Origin of the sequence: Mycobacterium intracellulare ATCC 13950 (genome assembly GCF_000277125.1) — a bacterium.
Classification (GTDB): Bacteria; Actinomycetota; Actinomycetes; order Mycobacteriales; family Mycobacteriaceae; genus Mycobacterium; species Mycobacterium intracellulare.
The window spans coordinates 1,836,050-1,855,643 of record NC_016946.1 but is presented as its reverse complement, the minus strand read 5'-3'; the positions used below and the strand labels follow the sequence as shown (position 1 = coordinate 1,855,643).

General features: G+C 67.9%; 18 protein-coding genes, 2 tRNA genes and 1 pseudogene. 7 read left to right on the top strand and 14 right to left on the bottom strand.

All coding sequences use genetic code 11. The features are described 5' to 3' along the window. Positions 1–35: 35 nt before the first annotated feature. From OCU_RS33810 to clpX, 3 genes and pseudogenes are all read right to left on the bottom strand, one after another. On the bottom strand, positions 36–1,991 hold the full coding sequence (locus OCU_RS33810) for a 2-oxoacid:acceptor oxidoreductase subunit alpha (RefSeq protein ID WP_085976484.1): 1,956 nt from the start codon (positions 1,989–1,991) through the stop codon (positions 36–38). Between the two features lie 230 nt (positions 1,992–2,221). Then, a pseudogene (locus tag OCU_RS33805) lies at positions 2,222–2,670 on the bottom strand (MFS transporter); the annotation flags it as partial. A 32-nt stretch (positions 2,671–2,702) separates the two neighbouring features. Beyond that, positions 2,703–3,983 carry an ATP-dependent Clp protease ATP-binding subunit ClpX gene (gene clpX / locus OCU_RS33800; RefSeq protein ID WP_008255183.1) on the bottom strand — a complete coding sequence of 427 codons (1,281 nt, stop codon included), beginning with the start codon at positions 3,981–3,983 and terminating at the stop codon, positions 2,703–2,705. 359 nt (positions 3,984–4,342) lie between these two features. On the opposite strand from clpX, the gene mmuM reads away from it, so the two are divergent. Together mmuM and OCU_RS33790 are read left to right on the top strand one after the other, a co-directional pair. Continuing rightward, on the top strand, positions 4,343–5,269 hold the full coding sequence (gene mmuM, locus OCU_RS33795; protein WP_227958455.1) for a homocysteine S-methyltransferase: 927 nt from the start codon (positions 4,343–4,345) through the stop codon (positions 5,267–5,269). A 12-nt stretch (positions 5,270–5,281) separates the two neighbouring features. After that, positions 5,282–6,541: an IS30 family transposase gene (locus tag OCU_RS33790; protein ID WP_168162058.1), complete on the top strand. Its 1,260-nt coding sequence runs from the start codon at positions 5,282–5,284 to the stop codon at positions 6,539–6,541. A 47-nt stretch (positions 6,542–6,588) separates the two neighbouring features. Here the strand turns inward: OCU_RS33790 and clpP2 are convergent, their stop codons facing one another. From clpP2 to OCU_RS33770, 4 genes are all read right to left on the bottom strand, one after another. Then, positions 6,589–7,224, bottom strand: a complete 636-nt coding sequence (gene clpP2 / locus OCU_RS33785; RefSeq protein WP_008255179.1) for an ATP-dependent CLP protease proteolytic subunit ClpP2 — start codon at positions 7,222–7,224, stop codon at positions 6,589–6,591. Then, positions 7,221–7,811, bottom strand: a complete 591-nt coding sequence (clpP1, locus tag OCU_RS33780; RefSeq protein WP_008255177.1) for an ATP-dependent CLP protease proteolytic subunit ClpP1 — start codon at positions 7,809–7,811, stop codon at positions 7,221–7,223. The genes clpP2 and clpP1 overlap by 4 nt, the downstream gene beginning before the upstream one ends. Positions 7,812–7,938: 127 nt before the next feature. Continuing rightward, complete coding sequence (gene tig, locus OCU_RS33775; protein ID WP_009955464.1) at positions 7,939–9,333, bottom strand: trigger factor; 1,395 nt, start codon at positions 9,331–9,333, stop codon at positions 7,939–7,941. A gap of 64 nt (positions 9,334–9,397) precedes the next feature. Further along, a tRNA-Pro gene (locus tag OCU_RS33770) sits at positions 9,398–9,474 on the bottom strand. Positions 9,475–9,623: 149 nt separating this feature from the next. Between OCU_RS33770 and OCU_RS33765 the strand changes: the two genes are divergently transcribed. Both OCU_RS33765 and OCU_RS33760 read left to right on the top strand, forming a co-directional pair. Continuing rightward, a tRNA-Gly gene (locus OCU_RS33765) sits at positions 9,624–9,694 on the top strand. Positions 9,695–9,727: 33 nt separating this feature from the next. Further along, positions 9,728–10,918, top strand: a complete 1,191-nt coding sequence (locus tag OCU_RS33760) for a serine hydrolase domain-containing protein (RefSeq protein ID WP_009955465.1) — start codon at positions 9,728–9,730, stop codon at positions 10,916–10,918. 8 nt (positions 10,919–10,926) lie between these two features. On the opposite strand, the gene OCU_RS50315 is transcribed toward OCU_RS33760, so the two are convergent. The 4 genes from OCU_RS50315 to OCU_RS33745 are packed head-to-tail and all read right to left on the bottom strand — an operon-like array spanning position 10,927 to position 13,313. Beyond that, positions 10,927–11,286 carry a hypothetical protein gene (locus OCU_RS50315; protein WP_074020979.1) on the bottom strand — a complete coding sequence of 120 codons (360 nt, stop codon included), beginning with the start codon at positions 11,284–11,286 and terminating at the stop codon, positions 10,927–10,929. Between the two features lie 58 nt (positions 11,287–11,344). Then, positions 11,345–12,151, bottom strand: coding sequence for an Fpg/Nei family DNA glycosylase (locus tag OCU_RS33755; RefSeq protein ID WP_009955466.1), 807 nt, complete (start codon positions 12,149–12,151; stop codon positions 11,345–11,347). Between the two features lie 18 nt (positions 12,152–12,169). Further along, positions 12,170–12,649, bottom strand: a complete 480-nt coding sequence (locus OCU_RS33750; RefSeq protein ID WP_014379670.1) for a ribose-5-phosphate isomerase — start codon at positions 12,647–12,649, stop codon at positions 12,170–12,172. A gap of 40 nt (positions 12,650–12,689) precedes the next feature. Beyond that, the gene (locus tag OCU_RS33745; protein ID WP_008255169.1) at positions 12,690–13,313 is read right to left on the bottom strand and encodes a mycothiol-dependent nitroreductase Rv2466c family protein; all 624 of its coding nucleotides are present in this window, start codon (positions 13,311–13,313) and stop codon (positions 12,690–12,692) included. A 91-nt stretch (positions 13,314–13,404) separates the two neighbouring features. Here OCU_RS33745 and pepN point away from each other — a divergent pair, with 91 nt between their 5' ends. Beyond that, entirely contained in the window at positions 13,405–15,978 is a 2,574-nt protein-coding gene (gene pepN, locus OCU_RS33740) for an aminopeptidase N (protein ID WP_014379669.1), read from the top strand. Here pepN and OCU_RS33735 read toward each other — a convergent pair whose 3' ends face one another. The 3 genes from OCU_RS33735 to OCU_RS33725 all read right to left on the bottom strand — a co-directional run bounded on the left by OCU_RS33735 (position 15,979) and on the right by OCU_RS33725 (position 17,378). Continuing rightward, on the bottom strand, positions 15,979–16,446 hold the full coding sequence (locus OCU_RS33735) for a DUF5130 domain-containing protein (RefSeq protein WP_008255165.1): 468 nt from the start codon (positions 16,444–16,446) through the stop codon (positions 15,979–15,981). After that, complete coding sequence (gene ctaJ, locus OCU_RS33730; protein ID WP_008255162.1) at positions 16,433–16,660, bottom strand: aa3-type cytochrome oxidase subunit CtaJ; 228 nt, start codon at positions 16,658–16,660, stop codon at positions 16,433–16,435. The genes OCU_RS33735 and ctaJ overlap by 14 nt, the downstream gene beginning before the upstream one ends. Positions 16,661–16,727: 67 nt before the next feature. Continuing rightward, the gene (locus OCU_RS33725) at positions 16,728–17,378 is read right to left on the bottom strand and encodes an HNH endonuclease (protein ID WP_026071535.1); all 651 of its coding nucleotides are present in this window, start codon (positions 17,376–17,378) and stop codon (positions 16,728–16,730) included. Between the two features lie 144 nt (positions 17,379–17,522). Between OCU_RS33725 and OCU_RS33720 the strand changes: the two genes are divergently transcribed. Continuing rightward, positions 17,523–17,918 carry a globin gene (locus OCU_RS33720; RefSeq protein ID WP_008255158.1) on the top strand — a complete coding sequence of 132 codons (396 nt, stop codon included), beginning with the start codon at positions 17,523–17,525 and terminating at the stop codon, positions 17,916–17,918. 38 nt (positions 17,919–17,956) lie between these two features. Continuing rightward, on the top strand, positions 17,957–19,522 hold the full coding sequence (locus tag OCU_RS33715) for a glycoside hydrolase family 13 protein (RefSeq protein WP_036458553.1): 1,566 nt from the start codon (positions 17,957–17,959) through the stop codon (positions 19,520–19,522). Positions 19,523–19,594: the final 72 nt, after the last annotated feature.

Genomic DNA, 19,594 nt, shown 5'->3' with positions numbered 1-19,594 from the left:
CTCATCGCTTCGCTCTGCGTCGGCGCCGGCACGAATCATGCGCCCGCCCCAACCGTTGCCGCCGCCATTCTGGCGACCATCGTCTTGTCGTTCTCGACTTCGGCCAACGTCCCGCCGAGCGCGGCGCGGATGACGCGGCCGATCTCGTCGGCCAGGAACGCGACACCCTGCACCTTGCTGACCGACTGCACGTCGACCAGGTACTTGCCGCGCAGCACCAACGCCAGTTGGCCCAGGTTCATTTCGGGCGCCACCACCTGCGGGTAGCGCCGCAGCACCTCGCCCAGGTTGGCCGGGAAGGGGTTGAGGTAGCGCAGGTGCGCGTGCGCCACCTTGATGCCCTTGCGCCGGGCGCGCCGGCAGGCCTCGCCGATCGGGCCGTAGGAGCTGCCCCATCCGATCAGCAGCAGCTCGGCGTCGCCGGTCGGATCGTCGACCTCGAGATCGGGAACGGAGATGCCGTCGATCTTGGCCTGCCGCAACCGGACCATGAGGTCGTGGTTGACCGGCTCGTAGGAGATGTTGCCCGAGCCGTTCGCCGCTTCCAGACCGCCGATGCGGTGCTCGAGCCCCGGCGTGCCGGGAACGGCGAACTGCCGGGCCAGCGTCTCCGGGTCACGGGCGTAGGGCTGGAACGGTTCGTCGGGCTTGGCGAAGGCGTGCGTAATGCGCGGCAGCGTGCTGACGTCCGGAATGCGCCAGGGCTCCGAGCCGTTGGCGATCGCGCCGTCGGACAACACGATCACCGGGGTGTGGTACGAGACCGCGATGCGCGCGGCCTCGAGCGCGGTTTCAAAGCAGTCCGACGGCGACCGGGGCGCGAGGATCGCCACCGGCGACTCGCCGTTGCGGCCGTACAGCGCCTGCAGCAGGTCGGCCTGTTCGGTCTTGGTGGGCAGCCCGGTCGAGGGCCCGCCGCGCTGCACGTCGACGACGAGCAACGGGAGTTCGGTCATCACGGCCAGCCCGAGCGCCTCGGACTTGAGCGAAATGCCCGGCCCCGACGTGGTGGTTACGCCCAGCGCGCCGCCGTAGGAGGCGCCGATCGCCGCGCAGATGCCGCCGATTTCGTCCTCCGCCTGGAAGGTCAGCACGTTGAAGTTCTTGTGCTTGGACAGCTCGTGCAGGATGTCGGAGGCCGGCGTGATCGGGTAGCTGCCGAGCAGGACCGGGATGTCCGCGAGCTGGCCGGCCGCGACGATGCCGTACGCCAGTGCGGTGTTTCCCGAGATCTGGCGGTATTCGCCCGACGGGAGGGTCGCCCGGGACACCTCGTAGGTGGTGCCGAACGCCTCGGTCGTCTCGCCGTAGTTCCAGCCGGCCTTCAGCGCCAGCACGTTGGTCTCCGCGACCTCGGGCTTGCGGGCGAACTTCTCCCGGATGAACTTCTCGCTGGTTTCGATCGGCCGCCCGTACATCCACGACAGCAGGCCCAGCGCGAACATGTTCTTGGCGCGCTGGCCATCCTTCTTCGTCGCGCCGATGGCCTCGACCGCGCCGAGCGTCAGCGTCGTCATCGCGACGGAATGCACGACGTAGTCGGACAACTCGTCGGTCTCGAGCGGGTTGGTGACGTAACCCACCTTGGTCAGGTTGCGCTTGGTGAACTCGTCGGAGTTCGCGATCACCATGCCGCCGCGGGGCAGGTCGCCGATATTGGCCTTGAGCGCAGCCGGATTCATCGCGACGAGCACGTCCGGCCGGTCGCCGGCGGTCAAGATGTCGTAGTCGGCGATCTGAATCTGGAAGGACGAGACACCGGGCAGGGTGCCTGCGGGGGCGCGGATCTCGGCGGGATAGTTCGGCTGGGTCGCCAGGTCGTTGCCGAAAAGCGCTGCCTCCGAAGTGAACCGGTCGCCGGTGAGCTGCATGCCGTCTCCGGAGTCACCGGCGAAGCGAATGACGACCTGTTCGAGGCGCTGACGGGCAGATCCGTTCGGGGAAGCCCCGTTCTGTGAGTCTGATCCGGCTCCGCTGCCGTTCGGATCCACGTCTTTGCCCTCCATTTGTTCACCGGACAGACAGTTCGCGCAGCTTCAGGTTACGCGTCGGCGAAGGGAGTCTCCGGCCATCACGGTTTTATGTCACTGGCGGTACCAATTATGGCACTGATTTTCGATCGCCATGGCCGACTCCGCCGCGTCATCTCGGCCGCGTTCTCGGGCAAAAGGCGACGTCAGCGCCGTCTACTGACGAGTAGCCCAGCAAACTGTGGTGTTGGTCACGTCTTGCGCGTTACCCAACCGTCGTTCATACCGTGTCTGCTTCCGGATGCCGCGCCTCCGCCGCCGCTTTTGGCCGCCGCCGTTTCCGGCATCGCAACCAGATACAACACGAACCCGGCGCCGCCAGAGCACCCAAGAACGCGAAGGCGACGTTGTAGCCGGCCGCGACCACGATCGAGCCCGCGACGAGGTTCGACACCGCGGCGCCGACGCCCGTCGCGGCGGTCACCGCCCCCAGGCTGACGTTGAAGCGACCGGTCCCGTGCGTCACGTCCTGCACGACGAGGGGAAACAGCGCGCCGAACACGCCGGCCCCGACGCCGTCCAGCAGCTGCACGCTCACCAGCCAATAGGGGTTGTCCGAGAGCGTGTAGAGAAAGCCACGGGCGGCCAGGACGGCGAACCCGGCCAAAAAGATCGGCTTGCGGCCCCAGGAATCGGCCTTGGCGGGGCGTGCTGGGGAGGTCCAGGAGCTAGTTAGGCGCTCTTGTCGCGACGCTCGGTGCGCGACGGCTTGCGCGGCACGATCGTCGGCAACACGTTGTCCTGCACGGTCTCCTTGGTCACCACGACCTTGGCGACGTCGTCGCGGCTCGGGATGTCGTACATCACCGGCAGCAGGACTTCTTCCATGATGGCGCGCAGGCCGCGCGCGCCGGTGCCGCGGTGGATCGCCTGATCCGCGATCGCCTCCAGGGCGTCGTCGGTGAACTCGAGCTCCACGCCGTCCATCTCGAAGAGCCGCAGGTACTGCTTGACCAACGCGTTCTTCGGCTCGGACAGGATCTTGACCAGCGATTCGCGGTCCAGGTTGGTGACTGAGGCGACCACCGGCAGCCGGCCGATGAACTCCGGGATCAGGCCGAACTTGATCAAGTCCTCGGGCATGACCTCGGCGAAGTGGTCGGTGGTGTCGATCTCGGCCTTCGAGCGGACCTCGGCGCCGAAGCCCAGGCCCCGCTTGCCGACGCGCTCGTAGATGATCTTCTCCAGGCCGGCGAACGCCCCCGCGACGATGAACAGCACGTTGGTGGTGTCGATCTGGATGAACTCTTGGTGCGGGTGCTTGCGGCCGCCCTGCGGGGGAACCGACGCCTGGGTGCCCTCCAAAATCTTCAGCAGGGCCTGCTGCACGCCCTCCCCGGAGACGTCGCGGGTGATCGACGGGTTCTCGCTCTTGCGGGCGATCTTGTCGACCTCGTCGATGTAGATGATGCCCGTCTCGGCGCGCTTCACGTCGTAGTCGGCGGCCTGGATGAGCTTGAGCAGGATGTTCTCGACGTCCTCACCGACGTAGCCGGCCTCGGTCAGGGCGGTCGCGTCGGCGATGGCGAACGGGACGTTGAGCATCTTGGCGAGCGTCTGGGCCAGGTACGTCTTGCCGCAGCCGGTGGGACCGAGCATCAAGATGTTGGACTTGGTCAACTCGACCGGCTCGTGGCGCGAGTCCCGGCCCTTTTCCCCGGCCTGGATCCGCTTGTAGTGGTTGTAGACCGCGACCGCCAGCGTCCGCTTGGCGGTGTCCTGCCCGATGACGTAGCCCTCGAGGAACTCCCGGATCTCGATCGGTTTGGGGAGCTCATCGAGCTTCACGTCGTCGGCGTCGGCAAGCTCCTCTTCGATGATCTCGTTGCAGAGATCGATGCACTCATCGCAGATGTACACACCGGGGCCAGCAATGAGTTTCTTGACCTGCTTCTGGCTCTTCCCGCAGAACGAGCACTTCAGCAGGTCCCCGCCGTCTCCGATGCGTGCCATGGTGCGTCAGTGCCTACTTCCTCTTCGCCGTTGGACTTCCCTGTCCCGCATGTATTCACCGACGCTACCCGCTTGATCGGGCCCGCCGCGACCATAAACGCCGAATCGCGCCCATGGTATTTGCGGGAGTTCATGCCGCTTCCGTATGGAGGAAAGATATAGCCAGACGGTGCCCGTCGCTCGCGAAAGACGCGCTTTGCGTGTCTTTGGCGTGTCGCGGTTGTAATGCGACCGAGTCCGGCGGCCGCCCGATCCCGCCTCCGACGGAGGTGCCGACCCGACCCCGAGACGATCACACGAGGCGTGGGTGAACCCCCAAGAAATCACCCTACAGTGGCCACGTGGGTTTGGCCGTGGGCTTGCGGTGGCCCAGCGGAACCGTGGTGCTCGATGGCGGCTTGGCCACCGAGCTGGAAGCGCGCGGCCATGACCTGTCCGACCGGTTGTGGTCGGCCAGGCTGCTCGCGGACGCCCCACGCGAGATCGTCGCCGTCCACGCCGCCTACTTTCGCGCGGGGGCCACGATCGCGACGACGGCCAGCTACCAGGCGTCGTTCGAGGGTTTCGCGGCGCGCGGACTGGATCGTCGGGAAACCGACCTGCTGTTGCGCCGCAGCGTCGAGCTCGCGAAGGCCGCGCGGGACGAGGCCGGCGCGGCGGGCCTGCTCGTCGCGGCCTCGGTCGGACCGTACGGCGCGGCGCTGGCCGACGGCTCGGAATACCGCGGACGCTACGGCCTGTCGGTCGGGGCCTTGGCGCGCTGGCATCGGCCCCGGCTGGAGACCCTGGCGGACGCCGGGGCCGACGTCCTCGCCTGCGAGACCGTTCCCGACGTCGACGAGGCGGAAGCGTTGGTCGACGTGGTGCGCTCGGTCGGGATGCCGGCGTGGCTGAGCTACACCATCGACGGGGCCCGTACCCGCGCCGGGCAACCGCTGACCGAGGCCTTCGCGGTGGCCGCGGGCGTCGACGAGATCGTGGCCGTCGGGGTCAACTGCTGCGCGCCCGACGACGTGTTGCCCGCGATCGCGAGCGCATCGGAGATCGGCAAGCCCGTCATCGTCTATCCGAACAGCGGCGAACGCTGGGACGGTCGCGCGTGGGTCGGCCCGCGCACGTTCGCGACGGGGCTTGCGGCGCAGTGGGTTTCGGCGGGCGCCCGCATTGTCGGCGGCTGCTGCCGGGTCGGCCCGGTGGACATCGCCGAGCTGGCCCCCTTGCGCCGAGCGTGCAACCAGGGCGAAAAATCAGCCTTGGGCTCAAGGGGTGATTGCAACACTTCGTAGTTAGGGGTGTTGATGACGGGTGAGCCTCAGCTGTTGGCGGTGCAGCGTCGGTATTGGGAATTGATCGCGGCGGGGTTGTCGTCGGAGGATGCCGGGGGTGCGGTCGGCGTGTCGGCGACGTGCGGGAGCAAGTGGTTTCGCAGATTTGGTGGCGTGAATCCACGATGGGTTGTCCCTGAGGGGCAGAAACGGCCGCGGCTGTCTGCGGATGAGCGCGAACAGATCATGATCGGCGCGGCTCAAGGCGAGTCGATCCGCTCGATGGCACGTCGGTTGGGCCGGGCCCCTTCGACGATCATGCGCGAGATCGCCCACAACGGCGTGATGCGAGGGTATGTGGGCCGGTATCGCGCCCGGTATCGCTTCGGAGCCCGCCGGGCCGGCTGGGACGCGAAATCAGGCTATTCGGCGCGGATTGCTCAGCTGCGCAGTGAGCAGCGAGCGCGCCGGCCTAAGACCGGCAAGCTGGGTCGCTGCCCGGTCTTGCGCACCGAGGTGCAAGCGTGGTTAGCCAAGAAGTACAGCCCCGAGCAGATCGCTTCGGTGTTGGCCAAGACTTATCCCGATCGCCCGGAGATGCAGGTGTCCCACGAAACCATCTACAAGGCGCTCTACGTGCAAGGACGCGGGGAACTGCGCCGCGAGTTGACCAAGTGTTTGCGGACCGGGCGGGCCTTACGCAAGCCACGTGCCAGGGTCGGCGCCCGCACTGGCTGTGGCCGCATCCCGGGCATGGTCAACATCAGCGAGCGGCCCGCCGAGGCTGCTGACCGCGCGGTGCCCGGGCACTGGGAGGGCGATCTGATCCTGGGCAAAAACCAGCATTCCCAGATCGGCACCCTGGTGGAACGCTCCACCGGATTCGTGCAACTGCTGCACCTGCCCGCCCGGCGCGATCCCGACACGGTGGCTGAGGCGATGATCACCACCATCAAAACCCTGCCTGAAGCGCTGCGCCGCTCGCTGACCTGGGATCAAGGCCACGAGATGCTGCGCCATGCCCGCATCAGTATCGACGCCGGCATCGACATCTACTTCTGCGATCCGCACTCACCCTGGCAGCGTGGCAGCAACGAGAACACCAATGGCCTTCTGCGCCAATACTTCCCGAAAGGCACCGACTTATCCGTGCACTCGGTGGACTACCTCGCCGAGGTTGCCGCCGAACTCAACGAACGCCCACGTAAACGCTTCGGTTGGGACAGCCCCGCCCAGGTCCTCAACCGGCTACTGTCAACTCCGACAGGAACCACTGTTGCAACCAAACCTTGAAACCGCCGCCGAAAACTCGCCGTGAGTGCACGCTCGGCGAAAAGAGGCTACGCGCTCTGGGCGGAAAGCTTCCGGTACTCCAGCACGGTGTCGATGATCCCGTAGTCCTTGGCCTCTTCGGCGGTCAGGATCTTGTCCCGGTCGGTGTCCTTGCGGACCGTCGCGGCGTCCTTGCCGGTGTGGCGGGCCAGCGTGGTCTCCATCAGGGTGCGCATCCGCTCGATCTCGGCGGCCTGAATTTCCAGGTCGGAGAACTGCCCCTGGATGACGCCCTGCAGCGAAGGCTGGTGGATCAGCACCCGGGCGTTGGGCAGCGCCATCCGCTTGCCCGGGGTCCCGGCGGCCAGCAGCACCGCGGCCGCCGAGGCGGCCTGCCCCAGGCACACCGTCTGGATGTCGGCGCGCACGTACTGCATGGTGTCGTAAATCGCCATCAGCGAGGTGAATCCGCCGCCGGGCGAGTTGATGTACATGGTGATGTCGCGGTCGGGGTCCAGCGACTCGAGCACCAGCAACTGCGCCATGATGTCGTTCGCCGACGCGTCGTCCACCTGGACGCCGAGAAAGATGATGCGTTCCTCGAACAGCTTGTTGTAGGGATTCGACTCCTTGACGCCGAAGCTGGAGTGCTCGATGAACGACGGCAGGATGTAGCGCGCCTGGGGCTGGGTTTCGGGGTTCACTGGGCTTCTCCATTGGTGATGTGGGCGGCGCGGGTGATGATGTGGTCGACGAAGCCGTATTCCAGGGCTTCCTGCGCGGTGAACCAGCGGTCGCGGTCGGAATCCGCCTCGATGCGTTCGATCGACTGGCCGGTGAATTCGGCGTTCAGCCGGAACATTTCCTTCTTGATGACGTGGAACTGCTCGGCCTGAATGGCGATGTCCGCCGCGCTCCCGGTCACCCCGCCCAGCGGCTGGTGCATCAGGATGCGGGCGTGCGGCAGCGCGTACCGCTTGCCCTTGGTGCCCGCGGCCAACAGGAACTCGCCCATCGAGGCGGCCATGCCCATCGCGTAGGTGGCGATGTCGCACGGCGCCAGCACCATGGTGTCGTAGATCGCCATGCCGGCACTGATCGAGCCGCCGGGCGAGTTGATGTAGAGCGAGATGTCTTTGGTGGAGTCCTCGGCGGCGAGCAGCAGAATCTGCGCGCACAGCCGATTGGCGATTTCGTCGCTCACCTCCGAACCCAGGAAGATGATGCGCTCGGACAGCAAGCGCTCATAGACGGAGTCCGTGAGGTTGAGACCCTGCGAGTTTGAACGCATGTCAGTCACGACCGGGGTACCTGCTTTCTGTCAAATCTGTCTACACCGACACTAACCAACCGGGCCCGCCGTTTCGCGGCCACGCGCCCCTGAAACGGGCGCGTTCGCTCACAGCGTCATCGCGCGGTCACTCCTCGGCGTCGGCCTTCGTGGATTCTTCGGCGTCACCGGAGATGTCATCGGCGGCCTCGTCCGCCCCCGCGCGCTTGCCGAAGAACTCGTCGGTGTCGACGGTGTTTCCGGCGGTGTCGGTGACCGTCGCCGCGCGGATCACCTCGGCGATGGCCAGCGCCCGGCGCACATCGGCGAACATGGCCGGCAGCTGGTTGTTCTCCTGAAGGTAGGCGACGAGCTGCTGGGGCTCGATGCCGTACTGGCGCGACGTGGCCACCAGCCGCTCGGTCAGGTCGTCCTGGCCGACCTGGACCTCGAGCTCGTCGGCGAGCGCGTCGAGCAGCAGCTGCCGTTTGACGTCGGTCTCGGCGGCGGTGCGCGTCTCGGTCTCGAACTCCTCGCGCGACTTCCCTTGCTGGGCGAGCACCTCGTCGAGCTTGGATTCGTCGTGGTCGAGGCTGTGCAGGGCGTTGTGCAGCGCGCTGTCGACCTGCGCCTTCACGATCGCTTCGGGCAGCGGGATGTCGACCTGCTCGAGCAGCGTGTCGATCGCGGCGTCGCGGATGGCTTCGGCCTGCTGCGCCCGCTTGGTCCGGCCGACCTGCTCGCGCAGGTTGGACCGCAGCTCCTCGATGGTGTCGAATTCGCTGGCCAATTGGGCGAACTCGTCGTCGGGCTCGGGCAGCTCGCGCTGTTTGACCGACTTGACCGTGACGGTCACCTGCGCGTCCTTGCCGGCGTGCTCGCCGGTGGCCAACTGCGCGGTGAACTCCTTGGATTCGTCGACGGACAACCCGACCAGCGCCTCGTCGAGGCCCGCGATGAGCCGGCCGGAGCCGACCTCGTGGGACAGCCCCTGCGCGGTGGCGCCCGGCACCTCTTCGCCGTCGATGGTGGCCGACAGGTCGATGGAGACGAAGTCGCCGTCGGCGACCGGCCGGTCCACCCCGGTCAGGGTGCCGAATCGGGCCCGCAGGGACTGCAGTTCGGCGTCGACGTCGTCGTCACTGATCTCGATCGGGTCCACCGAGATGGTCAGCGAACCCGGGTCCGGCAGGGTGAGCTTGGGCCGGATGTCGACCTCGGCGGTGAACGCCAGCTCCTCGCCGTACTCCTTCTTGGTGACCTCGATCTCGGGCTGGCCCAGCGGGTGCACCTCCGACTCGGCGACCGCCTGTCCGTACCGCGCGGGCAGCGCGTCGGTGACGACCTGGTCGAGCATCGCCTCGCGGCCGAAGCGGGCCTCCAGCAACTTCGCCGGCGCCTTGCCGGGCCGGAAGCCGGGCAAGCGCACCTGCCTGGCCAACTCCTTGTAGGCCCGCTGGAAGTCCGGCTCGAGTTCGGAGAACGGGACCTCCACATTGATGCGCACCCGGGTGGGGCTCAACTGCTCGACGGTGCTCTTCACGGGTGTGCTCCTCGGTGCTCGTTCCTGGTCGTCGGTGGGCCGCGCAGCGTGCGGCCGGTCGTGCTGGTCGGGGTGACAGGATTTGAACCTGCGGCCTTCCGCTCCCAAAGCGGATGCGCTACCAAGCTGCGCTACACCCCGCGCTGACCTCGATGATCCTAAGGCCCCGCAAAGCCAGGTCCGTCACAGGCTTGGGCGGCGACCTCGCGGACCTCACGGAGTGATCACAAAGCCGCGTCGATTAGATTTGATCTTCGTCGCCAGCTACAGTCACGCTCGACTAAATACATGCGGGCGTAGCTCAATGGTAGAGCCCTAGTCTTCCAAACTAGCTACGCGGGTTCGATTCCCGTCGCCCGCTCGGGGCTAACTATCTGCTCGATAGAGAGGCGCCATGAGCGACCTGACGACGGACCCGTCGATCCATGGCTCATGCGCGTCGGATTTCGTCGGGGTTCGCGACGCGTTCGAGCGCAATTTCACCCTGCGCGACGAGGTCGGTGCGGCCGTCGCGGTGTGGGTGGACGGGTCTCTCGTCGTCAACCTGTGGGGCGGCTGGGCCGACGCGGCCCGCACCCGGCCCTGGCAGCAGAACACCCTGACCACGGTGTTGTCCGGCACGAAGGGCCTGTCGGCCACCTGCGTGCACCAACTGGCCGACCGCGGCGAGCTGGACCTGCAGGCGCCGGTGGCCCACTACTGGCCCGAGTTCGCTCAGGCGGGCAAACAGGACATCACGCTGGCGATGGTGATGAGCCACCGCTCCGGCGTGATCGGGCCGCGCACCCGGATGCGCTGGGAGCAGGTCGCGGATTGGGACTACGTCTGCGAACAGCTGGCCGCCGCCGAGCCCTGGTGGGAGCCGGGCACCGCGCAGGGCTACCACATGACCACCTTCGGCTTCATCATGGGCGAGGTGTTCCGCCGGGTCACGGGCCGCACGATCGGTCAGTACCTGCGGACCGAGATCGCCGAACCGTTCGGCGCCGACGTCCACATCGGGCTGCCGCTGGCCGAACAGCACCGCTGCGCCGAGCGGATCAACAAGCCGCACGCCCGGGACCTGCTGGCCGACGCGAAGGCGCCGGGCTGGCCGACCAGCCTGGCCGAGCACCCCAAGGCGGGCCTGTCCGTCTCGATGGGATTCGCCCCCGACGACGAGCTCGGCTCACACGATCTGGGCCTGTGGCGCGAACTCGAGTTCCCCGGCACCAACGGTCAGGTGTCGGCGCTGGGGTTGGCGACCTTCTACAACGCGCTCGCCCAGGAGAAGGTGCTCAGCCGCGAGCACATGGACCTGGTGCGGGTCTGTCAGGGCGGGCTGGAAACCGACCTGGTGCTGGGGCCGCGGGTCGCCGACCACGGCTGGGGTCTCGGATACATGCTCAACCAACGCTGCGTCAACGGACCCAACCCGCGGATCTTCGGCCACGGCGGGCTGGGCGGCTCGTTCGGGTTCGTCGATCTCGAGCACCGCATCGGCTACGCCTATGTGGCGAATCACTTCGACCCCACCAAGGCCAACGCCGACCCCCGCAGCCTGGTCCTGTCGAACGCGGTCTACTCCGTGCTGGGTGTCATCTAGCGGCGCCGTTAATGGCCGCCGCCACCGCCGCCACCGCCGCCGTGTCCACCACCGCCGGGGCCACCCCCGCCGGGGCCACCGGGACCGCCGGGCCCACCCGGTCCGCCGGGCCCACCGGGACCGCCCAACCCACCGGGACCGCCGGGTCCGCCGGGGTTGAGGTACGGATTAGGCCCGGGTCCGCGCCAATTGTCGTGGCAATTCCCGGTGTCCCAGTTGTCGCCCCAGCCGGGGTCCCAGAAATCGCCGGGGCACCACTGCGGGAACGGAGCGGGATGCGCCTGCGCGTCGGTCGCGACGCCCAGCCCCGCCAAGCCCAGACCCGCGATGGCGGAAATCGTTGCTGCTGATCGAGCGAGAGTCTTCATGGAGACAACACATGCCCACCTCGATTGAATTCAAACCGGAGGCGGCGATGTTTCGCCATTATTTTTGGCAGGTCGGACACCAGAACACGTTGCGGCCCTCCAGCACGGTCGTGCGGATCGGGGCTTTGCACACGCGGCACGGTTCGCCGGAGCGCCGGTAGACGTAGGTGCGGGGGCGGTCGGGGCGATACGAGGGCGCGCCGTGGTCGTGTTCGGGCCGCACCACGATGATCTTGCCCCGGCGCAACCCGACCTTCATCAGTGCCACCAGATCAATCCAGGCCGCATCGAATTCGTCCTCGCCGACGTCGCGGCCGGGGCGGAAGGGGTCGATGCCGTGGCGGTACAGCAACTCGCTGCGGTACACGTTGCCCACGCCGGCCATGACGGTCTGATCCATCAACAGTGCCCCAATGGGCCTGCGCGACTTGGCAATTCGCTTCCACGCCCACGACGGATCGGCGTCGCCGCGCAGCGGATCGGGACCCAGCCGGGCCAACACGTCGCTGACCTGCCCTTCGTCGATCACCTCGCACACCGTCGGGCCGCGCAGGTCCGTGCCGTAGTCGGCGCCGATCATGCGCATCCGCACCTGCCCGACCGCCTCGGGAAACGACCCGTCGTCGGGACGTTCCCATTCGGTGAAGGCGCCGTACAGGCCGAGATGCACGTGCACGATGGGGCCACCGGCGTAGTGGTGAAACAGGTGTTTGCCCCACGCGCTGGTGCGTTGCAACACCCGGCCGTCGACCGCCGCGGCCGCGTCGGCGAAGCGGCCCTGCGGGCTGGACACTGACACCGGCGCGCCGGCGTAGCGGCGTTGGTGCAGCCGGGCCAGCCGGTGCAGGGTATGCCCTTCGGGCACGCGCGGACCTTTCCAGCGTCAGCCCGCCGCGCCGGGTAGCGGCGGGGCTTGGTGGGTGCGTTCGTATTCGGCGAGGATGTCGATACGCCGTTGGTGGCGTTCGGCTTTCGACCATGGCGTGGTCACGAAGGCGTCGACGATGGCGAGCGCCTCGGCCACCGTGTGCATGCGACCGCCGATGCCGATCAGTTGCGCGTTGTTGTGTTCGCGGGCCAGGCTTGCGGTTTCGACGCTCCAGGCCAGCGCGCACCGGGCGCCGGGCACCTTGTTGGCCGCGATCTGCTCGCCGTTGCCCGACCCGCCCAGCACGATGCCCAGGCTGTCCGGGTCGGCCACCGTGCGCGTCGCGGTCGCGATGCAGAAGGCCGGGTAATCGTCGTCGGCGTCGTAGGTGAAGGCGCCGCAATCGATCGGCTCGTGGCCGGACTTTGCGAGGTGCTCGATGATCTGCTGCTTGAGCTCGAATCCGGCGTGGTCAGAGCCGAGGTAGACGCGCATGCCCGCAATCCTTACACAGCCGCGCGACGGCCCGAGCGCGCTAGGCGAAGTCGGGCTTCTCGGTGCGGCTGCGCTTGAGCTCGAAGAAGTGCGGGTAGGACGCGAAGGCCACCGAGGCGTCCCACAGCTTGCCCGCTTCCTCACCGCGCGGAATCTTCGAGAGCACCGGACCGAAGAACGCCACATCGTTGACGTGGATGGTGGGCGTGCCGACATCATCGCCGACCGCGTCCATCCCGGCGTGGTGGCTCTTGCGCAGCGCCTCGTCGTAGGCGTCGCTGTCGGCGGCGTCGGCCAACTCGGCCGGCAGGCCCACCTCGGCCAGCGACTGCTTGATCACGTCGTCCAGTTCTTTGTTGTCCTCGTTGTGAATCCGGGTTCCCATCGCGGTGTACAGCGGCGCCAGCACCTCGGCGCCGTGGGCCTGTTCGGCCGCGATCGCCACCCGCACCGGGCCGAAGGCCTTCGCCAAGCGTTCGCGGTATTCGTCGGGCAGGCCCTCGCGGTTTTCGTTGAGCACCGCCAGGCTCATCACGTGGAAGTTCACCTCGATGTCGCGAACCTTTTCCACCTCGAGGATCCAGCGCGAGGTGATCCACGCCCACGGGCACAGCGGATCGAACCAGAAATCGGCCTTGTTCTTCGCGGGCGCGTTGTCGGGCATGTCCTGTCCTCTCGTCGGTTGAAAGTCTGATCTGCACAACCGTAGGCCTCTCGCTCCTGTTCCCGGTTCGCCCGACCCGTAAGTTGGACACGTGGCACTCCCCAACCTCACCCGCGAACAAGCCGTCGAGCGCGCTTCGCTGATCACCGTCGCCAGCTACCAGATCGACCTCGACCTCACCGACTCCCACGGCGGTCCCGGCGAACGGACCTTCCGCTCGGTGACCACGGTGGTGTTCGACGCCCTCGCCGGCGCCGACACGGTCATCGACATCGCCGCCGACACGGTGCGCGGCGCCACGCTCAACGGTCGCGACCTCGACGTCTCCGGATACGACGAATCCACCGGCATCGAGTTGCGTGGCCTGGCCGACCGCAACGTCGTCGTGGTCGACGCGGACTGCCGCTACTCCAACACCGGTGAGGGTCTGCACCGGTTCGTCGACCCGGTCGACAACGAGACCTACCTGTACTCCCAATTCGAAACCGCCGACGCCAAGCGCATGTTCGCCTGCTTCGACCAGCCCGACCTCAAGGCGACCTTCGACGTGCGGGTGACCGCGCCCCGGCACTGGAAGGTGATCTCCAACGGCGCGACGGTGTCGGTGACCGACGGCCTGCACACCTTCGCCACCACCCCGCGGATGAGCACCTACCTGGTCGCCCTGATCGCCGGCCCGTACGCCGAGTGGAAGGACGCCTACACCGACGAACACGGCGAAATTCCGCTGGGCATCTACTGCCGGGCGTCGCTGGCGCCCTACATGGATGCCGAGCGGCTCTTCACCCAGACCAAGCAGGGATTCGGCTTCTACCACAAGAACTTCGGCTTGCCCTACGCCTTCGGGAAATACGATCAGCTGTTCGTCCCCGAGTTCAACGCCGGCGCAATGGAAAACGCCGGCGCGGTGACCTTCCTGGAGGACTACGTCTTCCGCAGCAAGGTCACCAGGGCGTCCTACGAACGTCGCGCCGAGACCGTGCTGCATGAGATGGCCCACATGTGGTTCGGGGATCTGGTCACCATGGCGTGGTGGGACGACCTGTGGCTGAACGAGTCCTTCGCGACGTTCGCGTCGGTGCTATGCCAAAGCGAGGCAACCGAATTCACCGAAGCATGGACCACGTTCGCGACGGTCGAAAAGTCGTGGGCCTACCGTCAGGACCAGTTGCCCTCGACCCATCCGATCGCCGCCGACATTCCGGACCTGGCCGCGGTCGAGGTGAACTTCGACGGCATCACCTACGCCAAGGGCGCGTCGGTGCTCAAACAGCTCGTCGCCTACGTCGGGCTCGAGCACTTCCTGGCCGGGCTGCGCGACTACTTCCGCACCCACGCGTTCGGCAACGCCACGTTCGACGATCTGGTCGCCGCGCTGGAGAAGGCGTCGGGGCGCGACCTGTCCGACTGGGGGCAGCAGTGGCTGAAGACGACCGGGCTCAACACGCTGCGGCCCGATTTCGACGTCGACGGTGACGGCAGGTTCACGCGGTTCGCGGTGACCCAGAGCGGAGCCGCCCCGGGCGCCGGCGAGACCCGGGTGCACCGGCTGGCCATCGGCGTCTACGACGATGACGGGTCGGGAAAGCTGGTGCGGGTGCGCCGCGAGGAGCTCGACGTCGAGGGCCCGGTGACGGAAGTGCCTGCGTTGGTTGGGGTTTCGCGGGGCCAATTGGTTCTGGTCAATGACGATGACCTGACGTACTGCTCGTTGCGGCTGGACGCCGAGTCCCTGCGCACCGCCCTGGGTCGCATCGCCGACATCGCCGAGCCGCTGCCCCGCTCGCTGGTTTGGTCGGCGGCCTGGGAGATGACGCGCGAGGCCGAGCTGCGGGCCCGCGATTTCGTGGCCCTGGTGGCGGGCGGCGTGCACGCCGAAACCGAGGTCGGGGTGGCGCAGCGGCTGCTGCTTCAGGCGCAGACGGCGCTGACGTCCTACGCCGAGCCCGGCTGGGCGCGCGAGGAGGGCTGGCCGCAGTTCGCCGACCGGCTGCTGGAATTGGCGCGCGCCGCGCAGCCCGGATCGGATCACCAGCTCGCCTTCGTCAACACGCTGTGCTCGTCGGTGCTGTCGACGCGCCATGTGGTGACGCTGGCCGACCTGCTCGACCGCTCCCCCGAAGACCTGGGATTGCCGGGCCTCGAGATCGACACCGACCTGCGGTGGCGGATTGTCACCGCGCTGGCCACCGCCGGCGACATCGACGCCGACGGGCCCGCCACGCCGTTCATCGACGCCGAGGTTCAGCGGGATCCGACCGCCGCCGGCAAGCGGCACGGCGCCCAGGCCGCGACGGCGCGGCCCCAACTGCAGGTCAAGGAGGAGGCGTGGACGAGGGTGGTCGAGGACGACACCCTGGCCAACATCACCGCCCGCGCGATCATCGCGGGCATCGCCCCGCCGGCGCAGCATGAGCTGCTCAAACCGTTCACCGCGCGGTATTTCGAGGCGATCTCGGGGGTGTGGGCGCGCCGGTCCAGCGAAGTGGCGCAGACGGTGGTGATCGGCCTGTACCCGCACTGGGACATCAGCGAGGACGGCATCGCCGCAGCCGACGAGTTCCTGTCCGACCCCGAGGTGCCGGCGGCGCTGCGCCGCCTGGTGCTCGAGGGCCAGGCCGGGGTGAAGCGATCGTTGCGGGCGCGCCGTTTCGACGCCGAGTAGCTAAGCCGGCGAAATGCCGGCGCTCAGCACGCGGATCGCGCTGACCAGCCCGTCCACCAGGTCGCCGCGCTCGAATGCCGAGGAAGCGGCGGCCACACCCAGCGGTGCGGCCGATTCGGCGCCGCGGCCGCGGACAGCGGAACCGTAGACCACCTCGATGACCTTCTGGTCGGGCGAGACGGCCAGCAGCACCGCATTGTCCGGCGTCGGCACGTCGGCCAGGATCTCGCGGGCCCGCGCGGCGGTGTCGTTGCCCAGGTCGCCGAGGTAGATCGCGAAACGCGTCTTGGAGGACCGCGACCCGAATTTCAGCGCGTCGTCCACCGCGACGAGATCTTTGGTCGAGAACGGGAACTGCACCGAGAGTTCGCCGGGCTCGGTGACCCCGGAGATCCGTCCGCTGGCGGTGATCACCGAGCCGTAGGGCAGCTCGGCGGGTTCCCTCGTCGCTACCTCACCACGTGCCACTGGCGCCACCTCCGACTGAGAATTCCGACGTGCCGTGCCCCCCATGGCTGTGGCCGACCTCTTCGCCGATGGCGGCCCACAGGATCGGCGGATGCGTCCACTTCTCGCCCAGCTTGTAGGACGCCGGGTGCGGCCCCTTGCGGGACCAGATCAGCACCGACAGCGCGACCACCAGCAACACGGGTATACCGACGATGATCAGGTGGAGATGCATAGGACTCACGACGCAAACCGTATCCCACCAAGCGATCCACCGGCGCGACCGGACACCAGATTGTGGCTCAGGCCGCGCCTTCGCCGAGGTATCGGGCCCAGGCCGGGTCCAGCTCCTTGACCGTCGACAACAGCCGCCAGTGCTGGCCGGTCGGCGGCATCGGCGGCCGCCGCAGCGCCCAGCCGAGCTCGCTGAGCAGCTTGTCGCCCTTGCGATGGTTGCAGGTCGAGCAGCAGGCGACGCAGTTCTCCCAGGAATGGTCGCCGCCGCGGCTGCGGGGCACCACGTGGTCGACGGTGTCCGCCTTCGCCCCGCAGTAGGCGCAGCAGAACCGGTCGCGGTGCATCAGCGCGGCGCGGGTCATCGGAACGCGCGCCCGGTAGGGAACGCGGACATACGAGCGCAGCTGGATCACCGAGGGCACGACGATCGAGCGGGTCGCCGAGTGGATGACGGGCCCGGCCGGGTCGTGATGCACCACGTCGGCCTTGCCGCAGATCACCATGACGATCGCGCGCCGCATCGGCAGCGCGGTCAGCGGCTCGTAGGTGGAATTCAGCAGCAACACCCGCCGGCGACTCCAGATGGAAGCGCTCTCCGGGCGGGCCGGCGGATGGATCTCGACACTGTGCAGCGATGACACGGTTGTGGGCCCGGTTGACCCTGCCGCGGCCACCTGACTACTGCGGTGGCTGCGGCGTCTCTTGCCCTGCGCCATAGATCCTCCGCGAACAGTCCACCATGATTCGCCGCCAATCGCACCCCTATTGCAGGTGAAACGCCGTGTCCAACCGGTGAACAGCGAGAGCGGCGTCGGGCCGCCGCGGCTTGCCGTCGCGACGATGCCCCACAATGGACGGCGATGGATGAGGTAGGACAGTCCTTCTACGACGCCGTCGGCGGTGCCGAGACCTTCCACGCGATCGTGTCGCGGTTTTACGCTCAGGTGCCCGAGGACGAGATTTTGAGCGAGCTGTATCCCCTGGATGACCTCGAGGGCGCCGAGGAGCGCTTGCGGATGTTCCTCGAGCAGTATTGGGGCGGCCCGCGCACCTACTCGGACCGGCGCGGACACCCCCGGCTGCGGATGCGGCACGTCCCGTTCCGGATCACTCCCCTGGCGCGCGACGCGTGGCTGCGCTGCATGCACACGGCCGTGGCCTCCATCGATTCGGCGACACTCGACGACGAGCACCGCCGCGAGTTGCTCAGCTATCTGGAGATGGCCGCCGACTCGCTGGTGAACTCGTCGTTCTGATGCCCAGTTCTGATGCCCAGCGAACCGAACGGAGCAGCATGAGCCCGGCAGCGTGGTGGTCGAGCGCGGTGTTCTATCAGGTGTATCCGCGGTCGTTCGCCGACAGCGACGGCGACGGCGTCGGCGACCTGGACGGAGTGACGGCCCGCCTGGATCACCTCGAGCAGCTCGGCGTGGACGCGATCTGGCTCAACCCGGTCACGGTCTCCCCGATGGCCGACCACGGGTATGACGTCGCCGATCCGCGCGACATCGACCCGTTGTTCGGCGGGATGGCCGCCATCGAACGGCTGATCGCCGCGGCGCACCGGCGGGGCATGAAGATCACCATGGACGTGGTGCCCAACCACACCAGTTCGGCCCATCCGTGGTTCGCCGCGGCGCTGGCCGCCGGGCCGGGCACCGACGCGCGGGAGCGGTATTTCTTCCGCGACGGCCGCGGCGCCGACGGGGAGCTGCCGCCCAACAACTGGACCTCCGTCTTCGGCGGCCCCGCCTGGACCCGGGTGGTCGAACCCGACGGTCAACCCGGCCAGTGGTACCTGCACCTGTTCGACACCGAGCAGCCGGACCTGAATTGGGAGCACCCGGACGTCTTCGACGATTTCGAGAAGACGCTGCGCTTCTGGCTGGAACGCGGCGTGGACGGCTTCCGCATCGACGTGGCGCACGGCATGGCCAAGCCGGCCGGCCTGCCGGATGCGCCCGACGTCGAGTCCAAGGTGTTGCACCACACCGACGACGACCCGCGGTTCAACAACCCGAGCGTGCACGACATCCACCGCGACATCCGCAGGGTGATCGACGACTACCCGGGGGCGGTGACCGTCGGCGAGGTGTGGGTGACCGACAACGCCCGCTGGGCGGAGTACCTGCGGCCCGATGAGCTGCACCTCGGGTTCAACTTCCGGCTGGCGAGGATCGAGTTCGACGGCGCCGAGATCCGTGACGCGATCCAGAACTCGCTGGCCGCCACCGCCCTGCAGGACGCCGTCCCGACCTGGACGCTGTCCAACCACGACGTCGGCCGGGAGGTCACCCGCTACGGCGGCGGCGACCTCGGCCTGCGCCGGGCCCGCGCGATGGCGATGGTGATGCTCGCCCTGCCGGGCGCGGTGTTCATCTACAACGGCGAGGAACTGGGGCTGCCCGACGTCGAGCTGCCCGACGAGGTGCTGCAGGACCCGACGTGGGAACGCTCGGGACACACCGAGCGCGGCCGCGACAAATGCCGGGTGCCCATCCCCTGGTCGGGCGACGAGCCCCCGTTCGGGTTCTCGTCCTGCGCCGAGACCTGGTTGCCGATGCCGAAGGAGTGGGCGGCGCTGACCGTTAACAAGCAGAGCGCCGATCCCGACTCGACGCTGTCGTTTTTCCGGCGCGCGCTCGAATTGCGCAGGCGTCGCGTCGAGTTCGACGGCGACGATGTCGAATGGCTGGACGCCTCCGGCGACGCGGTGATCTTCCGGCGTCCCGGCGGCCTGGTGTGCGCGCTCAACTGCGGCGCACAGCCGGTGCCCGTGCCGCCGGGGGAACTCGTCCTGGCCAGCGCGCCGCTGCTCGACGCGAAACTCCCCCCGGACTCCGCGGCCTGGCTGGCGTAGCCGGTTCGGGCCTGACGGCCCGAGTCCCGGTGGGCGTTTCGCCGCGCACTGCTCTATATGTGGTGCATGACT